The organism is Caenimonas terrae, assembly GCF_042655405.1.
Taxonomy (GTDB): Bacteria; Pseudomonadota; Gammaproteobacteria; order Burkholderiales; family Burkholderiaceae_C; genus Ramlibacter; species Ramlibacter terrae_A.
This window is the reverse complement of the sequence record NZ_JBHSMF010000002.1, coordinates 199,982-217,169: the sequence shown is the minus strand read 5'-3', so window position 1 is coordinate 217,169 and position 17,188 is coordinate 199,982. Positions and strand designations below refer to the sequence as shown.

The window sequence follows — 17,188 nt, the reverse complement described above, 5'->3', positions numbered from 1 at the left end:
CCGTCATTCCTGCGGCTGGGAGTCGGCCCACTGCAGCAGCGCCTCGCCCCACTGGCGAGCGGTCAGGGGATCGATGTCGAACACGGTGAAGCGGCTGCGCTCGCGGATGCGCGTGCGCAGCAGGCTCATGCCGCCGCCCGGGAAATCGATCTGCTGCAGTTCCACCTCCTGGCCGCCCAGGGGCACGCGCAGCTTGGCGAGGGAAAGGAGGCTGGACATGAGGGCGGTTCCGAAGCCGCATTGAGCGCGAGCCGGCGCGGCCCGTCCATCCCCGGGAGGGAGGAGCCGCGGATACGCCATCCGGGTAGTGCCGTACTTCCCCTTGCGTCCTATCGTGAGTACTCAACGAGGGTGATAGCCGGCCGGCTGCAGCGCGGCCAATATCCGACCCCACAGCGACGCTTGCCTTCCGACACGGCGCACCAAGGAGACCACAGATGGCCAAGAAGATGCACGAGACCCCGATGCTCGACGAACTCGAGAGCGGACCGTGGCCCAGTTTTGTGACCGGCCTGAAACGGCTGGCCCAGGACAAGGACTACATGGTCGACCTGATGGGCCAGCTCGAGACCTCGTACCGCACCAAGAAGGGCTACTGGAAGGGCGGCACGGTCGGCGTGTTCGGCTACGGCGGCGGCGTGATCCCGCGCTTCACCGAGCTCAAGGACGAACACGAGAAGCCGGTGTTCCCGGACGCGGCGGAGTTCCACACGCTGCGGGTGCAGCCGCCGCCGGGCATGCACTACACCAGCGACGTGCTGCGCAAGATGTGCGACATCTGGGAGCGCCACGGCTCCGGCCTGATCGCCTTCCACGGCCAGTCGGGCGACATCATGTTCCAGGGCGCCAAGAGCGACAAGGTGCAGGACGCCTTCGACGAGCTGAACGAACTGGGCTTCGACCTGGGCGGCGCCGGGCCGGCGGTGCGCACGTCCATGAGCTGCGTCGGCGCCGCGCGCTGCGAGCAGAGCTGCTACGACGAGGCCAAGGCCCACCGCACCGTGATCAACACCTTCGTCGACGACATCCACCGGCCGGCGCTGCCCTACAAGTTCAAGTTCAAGTTCTCGGGCTGCCCCAACGACTGCATGAACTCGATCCAGCGCGCCGACATGGCCGTCATCGGCACCTGGCGCGACAACATGCGCACCGACGAGGCGCTGGCGCGCAAGTGGTTCGACAAGCACGGCATGAACGAACTGGTCAACGACGTCGTCACGCGCTGCCCGACCAAGGCGATCATGCTCAAGGAGATCAAGGACGTCCGCCAGGGCCCGAAGATCACCAGCGTCGCCGTCAACGACACGCACGCGCTGGAGATCGACAACGGCGACTGCGTGCGCTGCATGCACTGCATCAACGTCATGACCGGCGCGCTGGCGCGCGGCACCGACACCGGCGCCACCATCCTGATCGGCGGCAAGCGCACGCTCAAGATCGGCGACCTGATGGGGACCGTGGTCGTTCCCTTCCTGCCGCTCAAGACCGAAGAGGACTACGCCGCGCTGGTCGACCTGGGCCAGCGGGTGATCGACTTCTTCGCCGAGAACGCGCTGGAGCACGAGCGCACCGGCGAGATGATCGAGCGCATCGGGCTGGTCAATTTCCTGGAAGGCGTCGGCATCGACGTCGACCCCCACATGGTCTCGGCGCCGCGCACCAATCCCTATGTCCGCACCGACGGCTGGGACGACGAAGTGGCCCGCATCAACGCAAGGAAGGCGGCCTGACATGGCGCAAGCGCATCGCACCCCGATCGAAAGCGGCTGCCCGGACAACCGGCAGTACATGCACCCGGCGCTGCTGAAGAACTACGGCAACTGGCGCTACCACGACCGGCCGCGGCCCGGCGTGCTGCACCACGTCTCGCACAGCGGCGACGAGGTGTGGACGGTGCGGGCCGGCACCCAGCGCCAGATGGACGTCTACACCATCCGCAAGCTGTGCGACATCGCCGACACCTACGCCGACGGCCACGTGCGCTTCACCATCCGCTCCAACATCGAATACATGGTCAGCGACCCGGCCAAGGTCGCGCCGCTGGTGGAGGCGCTCAGCAGCAGCGGCTTCCCGGTCGGCGGCACCGGCAACTCGGTCTCGATGATCGCCCACACCCAGGGCTGGCTGCACTGCGACATCCCGGGCACCGACGCCTCGGGCGCGGTGAAGGCGCTGATGGACGACCTGTACAGCGAGTTCATCCGCGAGGACATGCCCAACCGGGTCCACCTGTCCACCTCCTGCTGCGAGATCAACTGCGGCGGCCAGGCCGACATCGCGATCATCGTACAGCACACCAAGCCGCCCAAGATCAACCACGACCTGGTGGCCAACGTCTGCGAGCGCCCGGCCGTGGTGGCCCGCTGCCCGGTGGCGGCGATCCGGCCGGCGCTGGTCAACGGCAAGCCCTCGCTGGAGATCGACGAGAAGAAATGCATGTGCTGCGGCGCCTGCTACCCGCCGTGCCCGCCGATGCAGATCAACGACCCGGAGCACACCAAGCTGGCCATCTGGGTCGGCGGCAAGAACTCCAATGCGCGCGGCAAGCCGACCTTCATGAAGATGGTGGCGTCGGGCCTGCCGAACAACCCGCCGCGCTGGCCCGAGGTGTCGGAGATCGTCAAGAAGATCCTCTACACCTACAAGGAAGACGCCCGCCCGTGGGAGCGGGTGGCCGACTGGGTTGAGCGCATCGGCTGGCCGCGCTTCTTCGAGAAGTGCGACCTGCCCTTCACCAAGTACCTGATCGACGACTGGCGCGGCTCGCGCGCCAACTTGAACGCTTCGGCGCACATCCGCTTCTAGCCATGAAGTTCGCATTGATGGTCAGCGAAGGACCGTACACCCACCAGGCCGCGGACACGGCCTGGCAGTTCGCCACCGCGGCGATCGCCCGGGGCCACGAGGTCTGGCGCGTGTTCTTCTATCACGACGGCGTCTACAACGCGAGCCGGCTGACGGAGCCGCCGCAGGACGACCGCCACATCGTCAACCGCTGGTCGGCGCTGGCGGCGCAGCACAAGGTGGACCTGGTGGTCTGCGTCGCGGCGGCGCTGCGGCGCGGCATCAAGGACGAGGTGCTGGCGCCGGGCTTTCGCATCTCGGGCCTGGGCCAGCTGGTGGACGCCGGCCTCAAGACCGACCGCCTCGTCACCTTCGGAGACTGAAATGAGGCCCCCACGTTCACTTCGTTCTCTGCCCCCCGAGGGGGCGCGTGCCTGCCTTGGGGCGGCCCGGCGGGAGGCCCGATGAAACGATTCATGTTCGTCAACCGCAAGGCGCCGTACGGAACCATCTACGCGCTGGAAAGCCTGGAGGTGGTGCTGATCGCGGCCACCTTCGACCAGGACTGCAGCCTGGTGTTCCTGGACGACGGCGTCTACCAGCTGGCTAAGGGCCAGGACAGCAAGGCCACCGGCATCAAGAATTTCTCGCCGACCTACCGGGCGCTGGACGACTACGACATCAACAAGCTGTACGTCGAGAGCGAGTCGATGCAGGCCCGCGGCCTGGGCGAGGACGACCTGATGGTTCCGGTGACCGTGCTGTCGCGCGCCGAGCTGGGCGAGCTGATGGCCAGCCAGGACGTGGTCCTTTCCTTCTGAGGCCGCCATGCTGCACATCGTCAACAAATCCCCGGCCGCGACCAGCGCGCTGCAAAGCTGCCTGCGCACCGCCCGCGATGGCCACTCAGTCCTGCTGATCGAGGACGCGGTCTACGCCGCGACCGCAGTCGCAGCCGCGGCGGACTGCGGACTGCAGCAGGCGCTCGGCCGGCTGAAGGTCTACGCGCTGCTGCCGGACCTGGAGGCGCGCGGGATGGCCCGGCGCTGCCTCCCCGGCATCGAAACGGTCGACTACGGCGGCTTCGTCGACCTGGTCGCCTCCCACCCCAATTGCCAGACCTGGCTTTGAACCGAATCACTGGAGAACTTCTATGGCAATCGAAATCAACGGCACCAGCTACGAGACCGACGAGGAGGGCTACCTCGTCAACCTGTCGGAATGGAACGAGGCGGTCGCCGATGCGATCGCGCAGCTCGAGAACGTGGCGATGAGCCCCAGCCACTGGGAGGTCGTGAACTTCCTGCGCGACTACTACAACGAGTACCAGATCGCGCCGGCCGTGCGCGTGCTGACCAAGGCGATCGGCAAGCAGCTCGGCCCGGACAAGGGCAACAGCAAGTACCTGTACGAGCTGTTCCCCTACGGCCCGGCCAAGCAGGCCTGCAAGATCGCCGGCCTGCCCAAGCCGACCGGCTGCGTCTGACGCGCGCGCGCCGAGTTCCGAGGCCCGACCCATGCCGGCACTGGCTGTCGCCTACGCGGTCCTGCTGTACGCCGCGGCGGCCGCGCTGGTGGTCGGCGTCGCGCTGCGCGTGCGCCTGTACCTGCGCACGCCGGCGCCGCTGAAGATCCCCACCACGCCGGCGCCGACCACGCAGCGCGGCGTGGCGCTGCTGCTGGCGCGCGAGGTGGTGTTCTTCGAAAGCCTGTTCCGCTCCAGCAAGTGGACCTGGATCTTCGGCTGGACCTTCCATGCCGCGCTGCTGCTGGTGCTGCTGCGCCACCTGCGCTACTTCCAGCAGCCGGTCTGGCAACCGGTGGTGCTGGTGCAGGCCGTCGGCGCCTACGCCGGCATCGCCATGGTCGCGGGCCTGGCCGGCCTGTGGGCCCGGCGCTGGCTGGTGGACCGGGTGCGCTACATCTCCACGCCGTCGGACCACCTGCACCTGGTGCTGCTGCTGGCGATCGGCCTGAGCGGGCTGGCGATGCGCTTCGTCCGCCACACCGACATCGTGGCGCTGAAGGCCTTCACGCTGGGCCTGCTGCGGCTGGACCTGCAGCCGCTGCCGGCCGACCCGCTGCTGCTGCTGCACCTGGCGCTGGTGGCGCTGCTGATGGCAATCTTCCCGATCAGCAAGCTGCTGCACGCGCCCGGCCTGTTCTTCAGCCCGACCCGCAACCAGGCCGACAACCCGCGCGAACAGCGGCACCTGACGCCCTGGGCGGCCGGGCCGGGCCGCAACTGACAGGAGCCGCAACTTGGCCACCGCCGCCTTCGAGACGCCCAAGCTCAAGCCCTACCCGGTGATCCCGCTGGTGGCGGTCGGCGCCATGGCGCACAGCAAGCCGTTCGTGGCCTCCCCCGCGATCCAGGGCGCGATCGGGTTCCCCAAGGAGCTGGAAGCCGGCTGGGAGCAGCGCGCGATCGCCAAGATGGGCGAGCTGCTGGGCAAGTACCGCTCGCTGCGGGTCTACATGGACACCTGCGTCCATTGCGGCGCCTGCTCCGACAAGTGCCACTACTTCCTGGGCACGGGCGATCCGAAGAACATGCCGGTGGCCCGGCAGGACCTGATGCGCGCGGTCTACCGCCGCTACTTCACCTTCGCCGGCAAGTATTTCCCCAGGCTGGTGGGCGCCGTCGACATGACCAGGGACGTGCTTGACCAGTGGTGGAGCTACTACAACCAGTGCTCGGAATGCCGGCGCTGCTCGGTGTTCTGCCCCTACGGCATCGACACGGCGGAAGTCACCATGGCGGCGCGCGAGATCATGGACTCGGTCGGCCTGGGCCAGAAGTACGCCAACGAGATCATCGGCAAGGTGCACCGCATCGGCAACAACCTGGGCATCCCCGAGCCGGCGCTGGCCGACACGCTGGCCGGGCTGGAGGAGGACACCAAGGAAGAGACCGGCCTGGACGTGCGCTTCCCGCTGGACGAGGCGGGCGCCGAGGTGCTGCTGGTCACGCCCTCGGCCGACTTCTTCTCCGAGCCGCACGTGGAAAGCCTGATCGGCTACGCCAAGGTGTTCCACGCCGCCGGCATCCGCTGGACGCTCAGCTCCAAGGCCAGCGAGGCGGGCAACTTCGGCCTGTTCATCGGCAACTACGAGCAGATGCGCACCATCTCGCTGCGGGTGAAGGAGGCGGCGCAGGAACTGGGCGTGCGGCGGATCGTGGTCGGCGAATGCGGCCACGCCTGGCGCGTCGCCTACAGCTTCTGGAACACGCTGATGGGCCCCTTCGACTGGCTGGACCAGCGCTATCCGGTGCCGCAGCACATCTGCGAGATGACCTACGACCTGATCCGGCGCGGCGCGCTGAAGTTCGACAAGGACAAGAACGACGACCGCATCATCACCTTCCACGACTCGTGCAACGTCGCGCGCGGCTCGCGGATGGGCGACATGCCGGGCGGCCAGTTCGTGATCCCGCGCGAGATCATCAAGGCGGTCGCCAACAACTTCCACGACATGGCGCCGGAAACCATCCACGCCTCCACCTTCTGCTGCGGCGGCGGCGGCGGCCTGCTGACCGACGACCTGCTGGAACTGCGGGTCAAGGGAGCGCTGCCGCGGATGGAAGCGCTCAAGCACGTGGTCGACGCCAACGGCGTGAACTTCATGGCCACCATCTGCGCCATCTGCAAGGCCCAGTTCAGCAAGGTGCTGCCGTACTACGGCTTCGACATGAGCATGGTCGGCGGCGTGCACCAGCTGGTGAGCCGCTCGATCCGCCTCGGCGAGCCGCACTGACAACCGTTTCCAGGAGACCCCCGATGTCACTTGCCAATCCCTCCGTGCCGGCCAAGCCGCTGACCTTCCGCCGCTTCAAGGACGGGGACAGCAAGCCGCTGGCCTGGCAGCAGGAAATTTTCGACGCCGACCACTCGCACAAGTGCCCGACCTACGTGCAGAGCACGCCGCCGTGCCAGGGCAGCTGCCCCTCGGGCGAGGACATCCGCGGCTACCTGAACATCGTGCGCGGCATCGAGAAGCCGCCGGCCGGCATGGCCTGGCAGGAATACGCCTGGCGCCGGCTGACCGATGCCAATCCGCTGCCGGCGGTGATGGGCCGGGTCTGCCCCGCGCCCTGCGAGTCGGGCTGCAACCGCAACGAGGTCGAGGATTTCGTCGGCATCAACTCGGTCGAGCACTTCCTGGGCGAGTGGGCGATCGAGCACAAGCTGGGATTCGCGGCGCCGGCCGAGCGCACCGGCAAGAAGGTGGCGGTGATCGGCGGCGGCCCGGCCGGCCTGTCGGCGGCCTACCAGCTGGCGCGCAAGGGCCACTGGGTCACCATCTTCGACGAGCGCGCCGAGCTGGGCGGGATGATGCGCTACGGCATTCCGGGCTTCCGCACGCCGCGCGCCGTGCTCGATGCCGAGATCCAGCGCATCCTCGACCTGGGGGTCGAGAAGCACATGAACTGCCGCATCGGCACGGACGTCACGCTGGAGCAGTTGCGCAGCGAGTTCGACGCGCTGTTCCTGGGGCTGGGCGCGCAGGCCGGGCGGCCGCTGCCGGTGGAGGGCGCCGAGGCCGCCAACTGCGTGACGGCCACGGCCTTCCTCAAGGCCTTCAACGACGGCCGCATGCGCCACGTCGGCAAGCGGGTGGTGGTGGTGGGCGGCGGCGACACCTCGATCGACGTCGCCACCGTCGCGCGCCGGCTCGGCCACATCGAGCACGTGCACGAGAGCGACCTGCCCGAGCGGGTGATCGCCGGCCACGCGGCGCACGACGCGGCCTCCATCTCGGCCCGCCAGGGCGCGGAGGTGACGCTGACCTCGGTGTTCGCCATCGACAAGATGCAGGCCAACAAGCACGAGATCGAGCAGGCGCAGGCCGAGGGCATCGCGATCCGCGGCGGGCTGGTGCCGGTGGCGGTGCTGCGCGACGGCAACGGCCGCGCCACGGCGCTGCGGGTGGCGCGCTGCGAGGCCAAGCTGGTGGCCGGCCGGCTGGAGGTCAAGCCGATCGAAGGCACCGAGGAAGACATCGAGGCCGACCTGATCGTCTCGGCCATCGGCCAGGCGGTGGACTTCTCCGGCCTGGAGAGCCTGGACAACGGCAAGGGCGGCATCAACGCCGACCGCAACTACCAGGTGCAGGGCCAGCCGGGCCTGTTCGTGGGCGGCGACGTGGTGCGCCCGCACCTGCTGACCACCGCCATCGGCCATGGCGCCATCGCCGCCGACGGCATCGACCGCCACCTGCGCAGCGAGCCGCTGGACAAGCGGCCGAAGATCGACGTGCACGCCTTCGACCTGATGCGCAAGATGGCGGAAAAGGGCTTGCCCAGCGGCAAGGTCGAGGCGCCGCTGCGCGGCACCGACCAGAGCCCGGGCGCCATCCACAACTACGAGAACCGCTCGGACCGCTACGTCATCCCGTCGACCGAGCTGTTCCTGGGCCACTTCCAGTACACGCCGCGCAACACGCGCCGGGTCATGACCCTGAGCAAGGAGCAGGCGCTGGACAACTTCGAGGAGCGCATGCTGCCGCTGCTGGAGTCGCAGGCGCAGGCCGAGGCCAAGCGCTGCATGAGTTGCGGCCAGTGCTTCGAGTGCGACAACTGCGTCGTCTACTGCCCGCAGACGGCGGTGTTCAAGGTGCCCAAGTCGAAGTCGACCACCGGCCGCTACGTGGACACCGACTACAGCAAGTGCATCGGCTGCCACATCTGCAAGGATGTCTGCCCCACGGGCTACATCCAGATGGGGCTGGGGGAATAGGCGATGCGCGCCGTGGCGGCGGTCCTGCTGGCGCTGGCGGCCACCCTGGCCGGCGGCGAGGTGGCCACGCGCACGCCGCGTCCGGTGATCGAGCCGGCGGCCAGGGGCGGCCAGTGCGTGGCGGACCCGGCGTTCATGCGGCGCAACCACATGGACCTGCTCCGGCACCAGCGCGACGACACCGTCCGCGCCGGCGTGCGCGGCGGCCAGTTCAGCCTCAACGCCTGCATCGGCTGCCATGCCAGCGTCCAGACCGGCAGCGTGGCCAAGGCCGAGACCAACTTCTGCGTCAGCTGCCACAGCTACGCCGCCGTCAAGATCGACTGCTTCGAATGCCACGCGTCGACGCCGGCGCCGGGGCGCACCGCGTTCCATCCGCTGGTGCCCGCCGGCCCCGCCGCCGCCGGGGCGCTGCAGCTGGCGGCGCAGGTGCGCGCGCAGGGCCGGCCGGGGGAATCCAGATGAACGCCGAGCCGCGCAGCGCTGCCGATGACGGCCAGGCCGGCCTGAGCCGGCGCGGCTGGCTGGGCGTGGCCGCGGCCGGCATGGCCGGGGTGCTGCTGGCGCCGGGCATCCGGCTGATGGAGATCGCCCAGGCCGCGCCGGCCGCAAGCCCGGCGGCCGGCGCCAGCCCCGCTGTGCGCTGGGGCATGCTGATCGACACCAACCGCTGCGCGCCCGGCTGCGACGACTGCGTCACCGCCTGCCGGACCGAGAACGGCGTGGCCGCGCCCAGCCGGCGCACCGACCCCCAGTGGATCCGCAAGATCGAGATCAAGGAAGTGCGCACCGGCCGCACGGCGTCGGCGCCGGTGATGTGCCAGCACTGCGCCGAGCCGCCCTGCGTCGACGTCTGCCCCACCGGCGCCTCGTTCAAGCGCGCCGACGGCATCGTGCTGGTGGACCGCCACGCCTGCATCGGCTGCCGCTACTGCGTGATGGCCTGCCCGTACAAGGCGCGCTCCTTCGTGCACGAGGAGCTGGCCGACCAGAAGCCGGAGGTGCCGCGCGGCAAGGGCTGCGTGGAAGGCTGCACCCTGTGCGTGCACCGGCTCGACCGCGGCCAGACAATCACGGCCTGCGCCGAGGCCTGCGCCAGGGCCGGCCACAACGCCATCCTGTTCGGCGACCTGAACGACCCGGACAGCGAGATCGCGCGCCGCGTGCGCGAAGTCAGCGCCACCCAGTTGCGGGCCGACCTGAAGCTCGACACCGGCGTGCGCTACCTGGGCCTCTAGCCATGCAAACGCCAGCTTCCACCCGCAACTTCTGGCTGCTGGCCGGCCTCGGCGCCATCGTCGCCGGCGCCGGCCTGGCCGCGGCCCACACGATGGAGCTGCACGGCCACGTCATCACCGGCATGGGCAACGAGGTGGTGTGGGGGCTGCCGCACGTGTTCGCGATCTTCATGATCGTCGCCGCCTCCGGCGTGCTGAACGTGGCCTCGGTCGGCTCGGTGTTCGGCCAGGCGGCCTACAAGCCGCGGGCCCGGCTGTCGGGGCTGCTGTGCCTGGCGCTGCTGGCCGGCGGCCTGATGGTGCTGATGCTGGACCTGGGCCGGCCGGACCGGATCGTGGTGGCGATGACCCACTACAACCTGCGCTCGGTGTTCGCCTGGAACGTGGTGCTGTATTCCGGCATGGCGGCCATCGTGCTGGTCTACCTGTGGACGCTGTTCGAACCGGCGCTGGCGCGCTGGACCCGCGCCGCCGGCATCGCCGCCCTGGTCTGGCGCTTCGTGCTGACCACCGGCACCGGCTCGATCTTCGGCTTCCTGGTGGCGCGCCAGGCCTACCAGTCGGCGCTGCTGGCGCCGCTGTTCATCCTGCTGTCGCTGGCCTGGGGGCTGGCGCTGTTCCTGCTGGCGCAGGCGGCACTGTTGCACGGCGCGGGGCGCCGGATGCCGGATGCGGTGCGCCAGCGGCTCGCGCGCCTGCTGGGCATCTTCGTCGCCGCCTCGCTCTACCTGGTGGCCGTGCAGCACATGACGGCGCTGTATGAGGCGCGGCGCGGCGCCTTCGAGGCCTTCATCCTGTTCGGGCAGGGCGGCGGCGGCCGCTATGCGCTGCTGTTCTGGGCCGGCTACGTGCTGGCCGGCTCGCTGCTGCCGCTGCTGCTGGTGTTCCTGCCGCGGCTGGCCGGTGAGCGCAGCCTGCTGGCCGCGGCGCTGCTGGTGATCCTGGGCGCCTTCGCCTGGCTGTACGTGTTCATCGTCGGCGGCCAGGCCTTCCCGCTGGAGATCTTCCCCGGCCACGCGGTGCGCAGCAGCTTCGGCGACGGCGCGGTGGCCTCGTACTTCCCGAGCCTGCCCGAACTGCTGCTGGGTGTCGGCGGGCTGGGCGCGGCCTTTCTCATCGCCCTGGTCGGGACGCGGCTGTTCGACATGCTGCCGCGCGACGAGCTGGCGGCCAAGGGGCAGGGCGCCTGATGGACCGCCTGCTGGTCTCCGCCCCCCACAAGTCGTCGGGCAAGACGACGGTCACGCTGGGCCTGTGCGCCGCCTTCGCCGCCGCCGGCGTGCGGGTGCAGCCGTTCAAGAAGGGGCCGGACTACATCGACCCGATGTGGCTGGCGCACGCGGCCGGCCGGCCCTGCCTCAACCTGGATTCCTACCTGATGGACGATGCAGCGCTGGTGCGCTGCTTCGCCGGCGGCCTGCGCAGCGCCGAGCTGGCGCTGGTGGAAGGCAACAAGGGGCTGCACGACGGCATGGCGCTGGACGGCCGCAACAGCAACGCCGCGCTGGCGCGCCGGCTCGACCTGCCGGTGCTGCTGGTGGTGGACAGCCGCGGCATGACGCGCGGCATCGCGCCGCTGCTGCTCGGCTTCCAGGCCTTCGAGCGCGACATCCGCATCGGCGGCGTGATCCTGAACCGGGTCGGTGGCGCCCGCCACGAGGGCAAGCTGCGCGCCGCCATCGAGCACTACACCGACATCCCGGTGCTGGGCGCGGTGGCCGAGGACGCCCGGCTGGCCATGACCGAGCGCCACCTCGGGCTGGTGACCTGCGGCGAAGTGGACGACGCGGGGATGCGGGTGCGGGCGATGGGCCGCATCATCGGCCAGCAGGTGGACCTGGACGCCGTCCGCGCCGTCGCCGCTGTGGCCGGACCCGGCATCGCTGCGGCCGCGCACGGCCCGGCCCGCCGGGCCGACGTGCGCATCGCTATCGCCCGCGACCGCGCCTTCGCCTTCTACTATCCGGACGACCTGGCGGCACTGGAGGCGGCGGGCGCGCAGCTGGTGCCCTTCGACAGCCTGCGCGACACGCGGCTGCCGCGTGCCGACGGCCTGTTCATCGGCGGCGGCTTTCCAGAGACCTGCATGGCCGAACTGGAGGCCAATGTCTCGCTGCGCTCGGCCGTGCGCGAGGCGATCGAGGCCGGGCTGCCGGCCTATGCCGAGTGCGGCGGGCTGATGTACATGGCGCGCAGCGTCCACTGGCGCGGCTACACCGCGCGCATGGCCGGCGTCATTCCGGGCGACGCCGTCATGCAGCAGCGGCCGGTCGGCCGTGGCTACGTCCACCTGCAGGAGACGGCGGCGATGCCCTGGCCGGCCGTGCCTGGAGCGGCGGCGACGCCGCGCGTGGTGATGGGGCACGAGTTCCACCATTCCAGCCTGGAGAACCTGGCGCCGGGCGTCGCGTTCGCCTACCGGGTGACGCGCGGCCACGGGGTCGACGGCCGCCACGACGGCGTGCGGGTGCACAACCTGCTGGCCTCTTACACCCACCTGCGGCAGGGCGCCGGCTCGCAGTGGGCCACGCGTTTCGTCGCGTACGTGCGGGCCTGCCGCGCCGCCCGCGCGCAACGGCCGCAGGCCGACCTGGTCCCCAGCGAATGAGGAGCCTCGCATGAACGCCGTCATCCAGCGCACCGTCACGGTCGGCAACGCGCAGATCCCCACCGATCCGGAGGGCTACCTGCGCAACCGGCAGGACTGGTCCGAGGACTTCGCGCGGGCGCTGGCGCGCGAGGAAGGCCTGGCGTTGACGCCGGCCCACTGGGAGGTGATCCGCTTCCTGCGCGATTACGAGCAGGAGCACGGCGTGCAGGCCCAGGTGCGCGTGATGATCCGCCACTTCTCGCAGGCCTGGGATCCGGAGCGCGGCAGCAACCACGCGTTGCACGAGATGTTTCCGGCCGGCGGCCCGCAAAAGCAGGGCAACCGGCTGGCCGGCCTGCTGCGGACCAAGGGCGAACACTGAAAGGACGACCAATGGCATTCCAGGTCACTTCTTCCGCCGCGCGCGAGATCGTCGCCGCCGCTGCGCGCAGCGACGCCGCCGGCATGGCGCTGCGGGTCGCGGCGCGGCCGACGCCGGACGGCCTGAGGTACGGCATGGGCTTCGATGCGCCGGCGCCGGACGACCAGGTGCTGGTGTTCGGCGAGCTCACGGTGCTGCTCGGCGCGGCCAGCCGGGAGTGGCTGGCGGGCACGGTGCTCGATTACGTCGAGATCGATCCCGGCCGCGCCGACTTCATCTTTGCCGAGCAGGAGCTTGCGCGGCCGGCCGCCGGCGGCTGCCCGCCCACCCCCTGCGGCGGCGGCGGCGGTTGCTCCCGCTGCGGCAGCTGACCCCCCAACCACGCTGGAAGGACAAGCATGAATTCCTTTGTCGACATGCCGGCGCTGCTGGCCGCGTACCGCTCCGCGCGCGGCACCGTCTACCTGGTGGGCGCCGGGCCGGGCGACCCCGAGCTGCTGACGCTGAAGGCGGCCCGCTTGCTGGCCGAGGCCGACGTGGTGGTGTACGACCACCTGGTCGGCCCGGAGGTGCTGGCGCTGGTGGGGCCGCAGGCGCGCCGCATCTATGTCGGCAAGGAGCGCAGCCGCCACACGCTGGCGCAGCCGGACATCAACGCGCTGCTGGTGCGGCTGGCGCGCGAGGCGCGCTGCGTGGTGCGGCTCAAGGGCGGCGATCCCTTCGTCTTCGGCCGCGGCGGCGAGGAGCTGCAGGTGCTGGCGGCGCAGGGTGTGCGCTTCGAGGTGGTGCCCGGCATCACGGCGGCCTGCGGCGTGGCGGCCTATGCGGGCATCCCGCTGACCCATCGCGACCACGCGCACAGCTGCACCTTCGTCACCGGCCACCTCAAGGACGGCAGCTGCGACCTCGACTGGCCGGCGCTGGCCCGGCCCGGCCAGACCGTCGTGATCTACATGGGCCTGGCCGGCCTGCCCGCGATCTGCGAGCGGCTGATCGCCCACGGCCTGCCGCCCGACTGGCCGGCCGCGGTGGTGGAACAGGGCACGCTGGCCGGCCAGCGGGTGGTCAGCGCCACCCTGGCGACGCTGGCCGATGCTGTCGCCGCCGCCGGGCTGGAATCGCCCTGCCTGACGATCGTCGGCGAAGTCGTGCGGCTGCGCGACGAGCTGGCCTGGTTCGAGCCGCGCACCGAGAGCGCAGGCATCGCCGCATCCCAACCCCTCACCGCCGGAGCCTGAGCATGCATCCTGTCCGAATTGCCGTGCTGCTGGCCGGCCTGCTGGCCGCGCTGCCATCCTGGAGCCAGCAGGCAGCCATGTCGCCGGCCTGGGCCGCGGCCATGTGCAGCGCCTGGAATGCCGACGCCACCCTGACCGGCAAGCTGGCCGAGTCGGGCTGGATCAGGAACGATGCCGGGCGCGGCTTCAAGCTGATGCAGATCCGCCGCTCCGACTGCGGCAGCAGCGTCCCGATCGAGATGCGGATCGCGCTGAAGGACGACAAGGCGCAATGCGTCTACGGCGGCGCCGCCTCCGGCACGCCGCTGGAGCGCGGCGCCGACTACCAGATGCTGGCCGAGACGGCGCGCTGGCGCGAGATGGGGGCCGGCGAGTACGGCCCGATGCGCGCCATGATGCTGGGCCGGCTGGGCTTCGACGGGCCGCGGCTGGAGGCGATGGGCAATATGGGCCCGTTCGGGAATTTCCTGCTGCTGGTCGGCAAGGTGCCGGGCGACTGGGCCGGCTGCCCGTGACGGCGTTCAGCGGGTGGCGGCGGCGCGGGCCTCGACGGCGAACACGGCCGCTTCGACCCGCGAGCTGAGATTGAGCTTGGCCAGGATATGGCGCACATGCAGCTTGACCGTGTCGTGGCTGATGTCGAGGGCGCGGGCGATGGTCTTGTTGCTCTCGCCGCGCGCCAGGTGCTGCAGGATCTCGCGCTCGCGCTCGGTCAGCGAGGCCAGCAGGTCGGGGCGCTCGGCCTCGGGGCGGCCGGTCTGCAGCATCTGCGCCAGCTTGAGCATCAGCGACGGCGCCACCACCAGCTCGCCGCGGGCGGCGCGGCCGATGGCGGCGATCACGTCCTCGGGGTCCATGTCCTTGAGCAGGTAGCCCTTCACCCCCAGCCGCAGCGCCGCCGCCAGGTCTTCCTGCGCATCGCTCATGGTCAGGATCAGCGCCGGCGTCTCGATGCCGGCGCCGCGCAGCCGCCGCAGCAGCGTCAGCCCGTCCACCGTCGGCATGCGCAGGTCCAGCACCACCAGGTCGGGCTGGTGTTCCTGCAGCAGCGCGGCGACCTTGTCCGGATCGCCGGTCGCCGCGGCCACCTGCATCCGGCCGCGCTGCTGCAGCAGGTCGGTCAGGCCGTTGCGGCACAGCGCGTGGTCCTCGACCAGCACGATCTTCAGCGGCGCGTTCATGCCGGCGCTCCCGCGCCCTGCGGCAATGGCAGCACGCAGCGCACCACGGTGCCGCCGCCGGCACGCGGCCCGATGCTCAGCTCGGCGCCCAGGCGCTGGGCCCGCTCGCGCATGATGGCCTGGCCGTGGTGGCCCGGCCCGCCGGCAGTGCCCCCGGCGCCGGCCGGGCCGACGCCGTCGTCCTCCACCCGGATCTCCAGCCCGGCGAGCGTCGGCTCCACGTTCAGCCAGCTGTGGCGGGCGCCCGAGTGCCGCTCGATGTTGGCCAGGGCCTCGTGCACGATCTGGAACAGCTCGGCCTCGGCCGCTTCCGGCAGCTCAAGGTGCGGCATGCGGTTGGCGACGTGCAGGTCGATCCCGGTGCGCACGCAGAACCGCGCCGTCAGCACGTCGAGCGCGCGGGCCAGCCCGCGCGGGTCGATGCGCGCGCGAAAATGGGTGACGATCTCGCGCAGGCTGCCATGGGCCTGGCCGAGGGTCTCCCGCACGTCTTCCAGATAGGCCAGGGCGGACTCCCGTTGGTTGCCTTCGATAGCGTCGCGCAGCAGCGGCAGCCGCATCTTGATGAATGTCAGGTCCTGCGCAACTGCGTCGTGGATTTCGGCGGCCATGGCCTGCCGTTCGTGCGCCAGGCCGGCGCGCAGGTTCTCCGCCTCCAGCCGCAGGTTGTCCAGCGCCAGTCCCAGCAGTTCGCCGATCGAGCGCAGCACGCCGAGCACGGCCGGCGAGGGCTCGCGGCCGTGCGCAAAGAACAGGTTGTAGATGCCCAGCACCCGGTCCCGGTGCTGCAGCGGCACGGCCAGCGCGCCCTGGCATTCGTGGCCGAAGAAGTCGCCGTGGGTGCGGGCTGCGCAGCCGTCGAGGTCGGTGGACCAGACGACCTGCTGCCGGCCGGCGCCCTGGCCGCACAAGCCGCAGTCGTGCCCGACATGGCGCTCGGCCTGCGCCACCGCCGGCGGCAGGCCGATGCTGCTGACCAGTTCCAGGTGCTCGCCGTCCAGCGAGAGCATCCGCACCGCGCCGGCCTGGGCGTCGGCCAGCCGCACGATCGGCTCCAGGAAACGGTCCAGCAGCTCGCGCAGGTCGCTGCCGGCGGCCAGGCTGGACGCGATCTCGCCAAGGATCGCTGGAGCGGCGGAAGGTGGCAACACTGCTTGGATCTCGTAGAAGGAATTGGGAATCGCCCCATTGAAGCGAGTTCTGGAGGCATCGCCATGCGGGCAATCCCGTAAGGTCATGGCCCATCCCCCAGAAGGGTTACGCGGACATCCCCCCATCCCGGTTATAGACGCCTTCGCGCTGCCTTGCGCCTAATGCCGTGATGAAGCGCGCCCGCCTGTTGTTGCTGTTGTGCCCGTTGCCGCCGGCGAGCGACCCCGGCCAGGCGCCGGGGTGGGCGCGATGAGCGACGCGCTGGCCTACCTGGCCAAGGCCCGGCCCGAGGCGATGGGCCACTATTTTTCCTTCCTCAAGGATTGCGGCAGCCGGCTGGACCCCAAGACCCGCAACCTGATCTCGGTGATCACCAAGGTCCACGCGCAGACCGAGCGCGGGCTGCGCCAGTACCTGCGGCGCGCCCTGCGCGAGGGCTGCAGCCGCGAGGAAGTGCTGGACGCGCTGCTGATGGCCTTTCCGGCGCTGGGCCTGGCCAAGATCGTCTGGGCCGTCGACGTGATGCTGGCGATGGACCCGCCGCCGGCCGAAGCGCCGGCCCAAGCGCCGGCCGCGCCGGCCTGGCACGACCTGATGGCGGCGGACCTGCCGCCGGGACAGACCCGGCGCATCGAGTGCGCCGGCCGCGCCGTCTTCGTGCACCGCGCGGCCGACGGCTGGCGGGTGTTCGACAGCCGCTGTCCGCACCAGGCCACCGACATCACGGAACTCGGGCTGGCCGGCGACACGCTGACCTGTCCGCGCCACGGCTGGCAGTTCGAGCTGGCCGGCGGCCGCTGCACCGCCGAAGGCGACCGCCCGCTGCGGCAGTGGGACAGCCGCGTCGTCGAAGGCCGGTTGCAGGCGCACTGGTAGCCTGCC

21 protein-coding genes are annotated in these 17,188 nt (G+C 70.6%); 18 read left to right on the top strand and 3 right to left on the bottom strand.

The genetic code is table 11. From position 1 onward, the window contains the following. Window positions 1-3: 3 nt before the first annotated feature. Window positions 4-219: a DUF6967 family protein gene (locus ACFPOE_RS01070; RefSeq protein ID WP_376848143.1), complete on the bottom strand. Its 216-nt coding sequence runs from the start codon at window positions 217-219 to the stop codon at window positions 4-6. Window positions 220-437: 218 nt separating this feature from the next. Between ACFPOE_RS01070 and dsrA the strand changes: the two genes are divergently transcribed. From dsrA to ACFPOE_RS00985, 17 genes are all read left to right on the top strand, one after another. After that, complete coding sequence (dsrA, locus tag ACFPOE_RS01065) at window positions 438-1,730, top strand: dissimilatory-type sulfite reductase subunit alpha (RefSeq protein WP_376848142.1); 1,293 nt, start codon at window positions 438-440, stop codon at window positions 1,728-1,730. A 1-nt stretch (window position 1,731) separates the two neighbouring features. Then, the gene (dsrB, locus tag ACFPOE_RS01060) at window positions 1,732-2,805 is read left to right on the top strand and encodes a dissimilatory-type sulfite reductase subunit beta (RefSeq protein ID WP_376848141.1); all 1,074 of its coding nucleotides are present in this window, start codon (window positions 1,732-1,734) and stop codon (window positions 2,803-2,805) included. A 2-nt stretch (window positions 2,806-2,807) separates the two neighbouring features. Beyond that, window positions 2,808-3,167 carry a sulfurtransferase complex subunit TusD gene (gene tusD / locus ACFPOE_RS01055; RefSeq protein ID WP_376848140.1) on the top strand — a complete coding sequence of 120 codons (360 nt, stop codon included), beginning with the start codon at window positions 2,808-2,810 and terminating at the stop codon, window positions 3,165-3,167. Window positions 3,168-3,248: 81 nt separating this feature from the next. Next, window positions 3,249-3,605 (top strand): sulfurtransferase complex subunit TusC, encoded by a 357-nt coding sequence (tusC, locus tag ACFPOE_RS01050; protein WP_376848139.1) that lies wholly within the window; start codon window positions 3,249-3,251, stop codon window positions 3,603-3,605. Window positions 3,606-3,612: 7 nt separating this feature from the next. Further along, window positions 3,613-3,915, top strand: a complete 303-nt coding sequence (tusB, locus tag ACFPOE_RS01045) for a sulfurtransferase complex subunit TusB (protein WP_376848138.1) — start codon at window positions 3,613-3,615, stop codon at window positions 3,913-3,915. A gap of 22 nt (window positions 3,916-3,937) precedes the next feature. Next, a complete protein-coding gene (locus ACFPOE_RS01040) occupies window positions 3,938-4,270 on the top strand; it encodes a TusE/DsrC/DsvC family sulfur relay protein (protein WP_376848137.1) in 333 nt (110 codons plus the stop codon). 31 nt (window positions 4,271-4,301) lie between these two features. Further along, window positions 4,302-5,033 carry a respiratory nitrate reductase subunit gamma gene (locus ACFPOE_RS01035; RefSeq protein ID WP_376848136.1) on the top strand — a complete coding sequence of 244 codons (732 nt, stop codon included), beginning with the start codon at window positions 4,302-4,304 and terminating at the stop codon, window positions 5,031-5,033. Window positions 5,034-5,046: 13 nt separating this feature from the next. Further along, window positions 5,047-6,543: a sulfate reduction electron transfer complex DsrMKJOP subunit DsrK gene (dsrK, locus tag ACFPOE_RS01030; RefSeq protein WP_376848135.1), complete on the top strand. Its 1,497-nt coding sequence runs from the start codon at window positions 5,047-5,049 to the stop codon at window positions 6,541-6,543. A gap of 23 nt (window positions 6,544-6,566) precedes the next feature. Continuing rightward, window positions 6,567-8,525 (top strand): NAD(P)-binding protein, encoded by a 1,959-nt coding sequence (locus ACFPOE_RS01025; protein ID WP_376848134.1) that lies wholly within the window; start codon window positions 6,567-6,569, stop codon window positions 8,523-8,525. 3 nt (window positions 8,526-8,528) lie between these two features. Next, window positions 8,529-8,990 carry a hypothetical protein gene (locus ACFPOE_RS01020; protein WP_376848133.1) on the top strand — a complete coding sequence of 154 codons (462 nt, stop codon included), beginning with the start codon at window positions 8,529-8,531 and terminating at the stop codon, window positions 8,988-8,990. Then, window positions 8,987-9,763, top strand: coding sequence for a sulfate reduction electron transfer complex DsrMKJOP subunit DsrO (gene dsrO, locus ACFPOE_RS01015; protein WP_376848132.1), 777 nt, complete (start codon window positions 8,987-8,989; stop codon window positions 9,761-9,763). Before ACFPOE_RS01020 ends, dsrO begins: the two co-directional genes overlap by 4 nt. Before the next feature lie 2 nt (window positions 9,764-9,765). Further along, window positions 9,766-10,953 carry an NrfD/PsrC family molybdoenzyme membrane anchor subunit gene (gene nrfD / locus ACFPOE_RS01010; RefSeq protein ID WP_376848131.1) on the top strand — a complete coding sequence of 396 codons (1,188 nt, stop codon included), beginning with the start codon at window positions 9,766-9,768 and terminating at the stop codon, window positions 10,951-10,953. Then, window positions 10,953-12,371: a cobyrinate a,c-diamide synthase gene (locus ACFPOE_RS01005; RefSeq protein ID WP_376848130.1), complete on the top strand. Its 1,419-nt coding sequence runs from the start codon at window positions 10,953-10,955 to the stop codon at window positions 12,369-12,371. The genes nrfD and ACFPOE_RS01005 overlap by 1 nt, the downstream gene beginning before the upstream one ends. Window positions 12,372-12,381: 10 nt before the next feature. After that, window positions 12,382-12,735 carry a TusE/DsrC/DsvC family sulfur relay protein gene (locus tag ACFPOE_RS01000; protein ID WP_376848129.1) on the top strand — a complete coding sequence of 118 codons (354 nt, stop codon included), beginning with the start codon at window positions 12,382-12,384 and terminating at the stop codon, window positions 12,733-12,735. 11 nt (window positions 12,736-12,746) lie between these two features. Beyond that, window positions 12,747-13,106: a hypothetical protein gene (locus tag ACFPOE_RS00995; RefSeq protein ID WP_376848128.1), complete on the top strand. Its 360-nt coding sequence runs from the start codon at window positions 12,747-12,749 to the stop codon at window positions 13,104-13,106. A 27-nt stretch (window positions 13,107-13,133) separates the two neighbouring features. Then, the gene (gene cobA / locus ACFPOE_RS00990; RefSeq protein WP_376848127.1) at window positions 13,134-13,973 is read left to right on the top strand and encodes a uroporphyrinogen-III C-methyltransferase; all 840 of its coding nucleotides are present in this window, start codon (window positions 13,134-13,136) and stop codon (window positions 13,971-13,973) included. A 2-nt stretch (window positions 13,974-13,975) separates the two neighbouring features. Continuing rightward, complete coding sequence (locus tag ACFPOE_RS00985) at window positions 13,976-14,488, top strand: SCP2 sterol-binding domain-containing protein (RefSeq protein WP_376848126.1); 513 nt, start codon at window positions 13,976-13,978, stop codon at window positions 14,486-14,488. 6 nt (window positions 14,489-14,494) lie between these two features. On the opposite strand, the gene ACFPOE_RS00980 is transcribed toward ACFPOE_RS00985, so the two are convergent. Then, window positions 14,495-15,154 (bottom strand): response regulator, encoded by a 660-nt coding sequence (locus tag ACFPOE_RS00980; RefSeq protein WP_376848125.1) that lies wholly within the window; start codon window positions 15,152-15,154, stop codon window positions 14,495-14,497. After that, window positions 15,151-16,305 (bottom strand): GAF domain-containing sensor histidine kinase, encoded by a 1,155-nt coding sequence (locus ACFPOE_RS00975; RefSeq protein ID WP_376848124.1) that lies wholly within the window; start codon window positions 16,303-16,305, stop codon window positions 15,151-15,153. Before ACFPOE_RS00975 ends, ACFPOE_RS00980 begins: the two co-directional genes overlap by 4 nt. Window positions 16,306-16,555: 250 nt before the next feature. Between ACFPOE_RS00975 and ACFPOE_RS00970 the strand changes: the two genes are divergently transcribed. Next, window positions 16,556-17,182, top strand: coding sequence for a Rieske 2Fe-2S domain-containing protein (locus tag ACFPOE_RS00970; protein WP_376848123.1), 627 nt, complete (start codon window positions 16,556-16,558; stop codon window positions 17,180-17,182). Window positions 17,183-17,188 lie beyond the last annotated feature (6 nt).

Bases quoted from the DNA above. Each gene is read 5' to 3' on its own strand.
- ACFPOE_RS01005 (WP_376848130.1), top strand. From the start codon at position 10,953: ATGGACCGCCTGCTGGTCTCCGCCCCCCACAAGTCGTCGGGCAAGACG.
- ACFPOE_RS01025 (WP_376848134.1), top strand. From the start codon at position 6,567: ATGTCACTTGCCAATCCCTCCGTGCCGGCCAAGCCGCTGACCTTCCGC.
- ACFPOE_RS00980 (WP_376848125.1), bottom strand. From the start codon at position 15,154: ATGAACGCGCCGCTGAAGATCGTGCTGGTCGAGGACCACGCGCTGTGC.
- ACFPOE_RS01000 (WP_376848129.1), top strand. From the start codon at position 12,382: ATGAACGCCGTCATCCAGCGCACCGTCACGGTCGGCAACGCGCAGATC.
- ACFPOE_RS00970 (WP_376848123.1), top strand. From the start codon at position 16,556: ATGAGCGACGCGCTGGCCTACCTGGCCAAGGCCCGGCCCGAGGCGATG.
- ACFPOE_RS00995 (WP_376848128.1), top strand. From the start codon at position 12,747: ATGGCATTCCAGGTCACTTCTTCCGCCGCGCGCGAGATCGTCGCCGCC.
- tusB (WP_376848138.1), top strand. From the start codon at position 3,613: ATGCTGCACATCGTCAACAAATCCCCGGCCGCGACCAGCGCGCTGCAA.
- cobA (WP_376848127.1), top strand. From the start codon at position 13,134: ATGAATTCCTTTGTCGACATGCCGGCGCTGCTGGCCGCGTACCGCTCC.
- ACFPOE_RS01035 (WP_376848136.1), top strand. From the start codon at position 4,302: ATGCCGGCACTGGCTGTCGCCTACGCGGTCCTGCTGTACGCCGCGGCG.
- tusD (WP_376848140.1), top strand. From the start codon at position 2,808: ATGAAGTTCGCATTGATGGTCAGCGAAGGACCGTACACCCACCAGGCC.
- nrfD (WP_376848131.1), top strand. From the start codon at position 9,766: ATGCAAACGCCAGCTTCCACCCGCAACTTCTGGCTGCTGGCCGGCCTC.
- ACFPOE_RS01040 (WP_376848137.1), top strand. From the start codon at position 3,938: ATGGCAATCGAAATCAACGGCACCAGCTACGAGACCGACGAGGAGGGC.
- dsrO (WP_376848132.1), top strand. From the start codon at position 8,987: ATGAACGCCGAGCCGCGCAGCGCTGCCGATGACGGCCAGGCCGGCCTG.
- ACFPOE_RS00985 (WP_376848126.1), top strand. From the start codon at position 13,976: ATGCATCCTGTCCGAATTGCCGTGCTGCTGGCCGGCCTGCTGGCCGCG.
- ACFPOE_RS01020 (WP_376848133.1), top strand. From the start codon at position 8,529: ATGCGCGCCGTGGCGGCGGTCCTGCTGGCGCTGGCGGCCACCCTGGCC.
- ACFPOE_RS01070 (WP_376848143.1), bottom strand. From the start codon at position 219: ATGTCCAGCCTCCTTTCCCTCGCCAAGCTGCGCGTGCCCCTGGGCGGC.
- dsrB (WP_376848141.1), top strand. From the start codon at position 1,732: ATGGCGCAAGCGCATCGCACCCCGATCGAAAGCGGCTGCCCGGACAAC.
- tusC (WP_376848139.1), top strand. From the start codon at position 3,249: ATGAAACGATTCATGTTCGTCAACCGCAAGGCGCCGTACGGAACCATC.
- dsrA (WP_376848142.1), top strand. From the start codon at position 438: ATGGCCAAGAAGATGCACGAGACCCCGATGCTCGACGAACTCGAGAGC.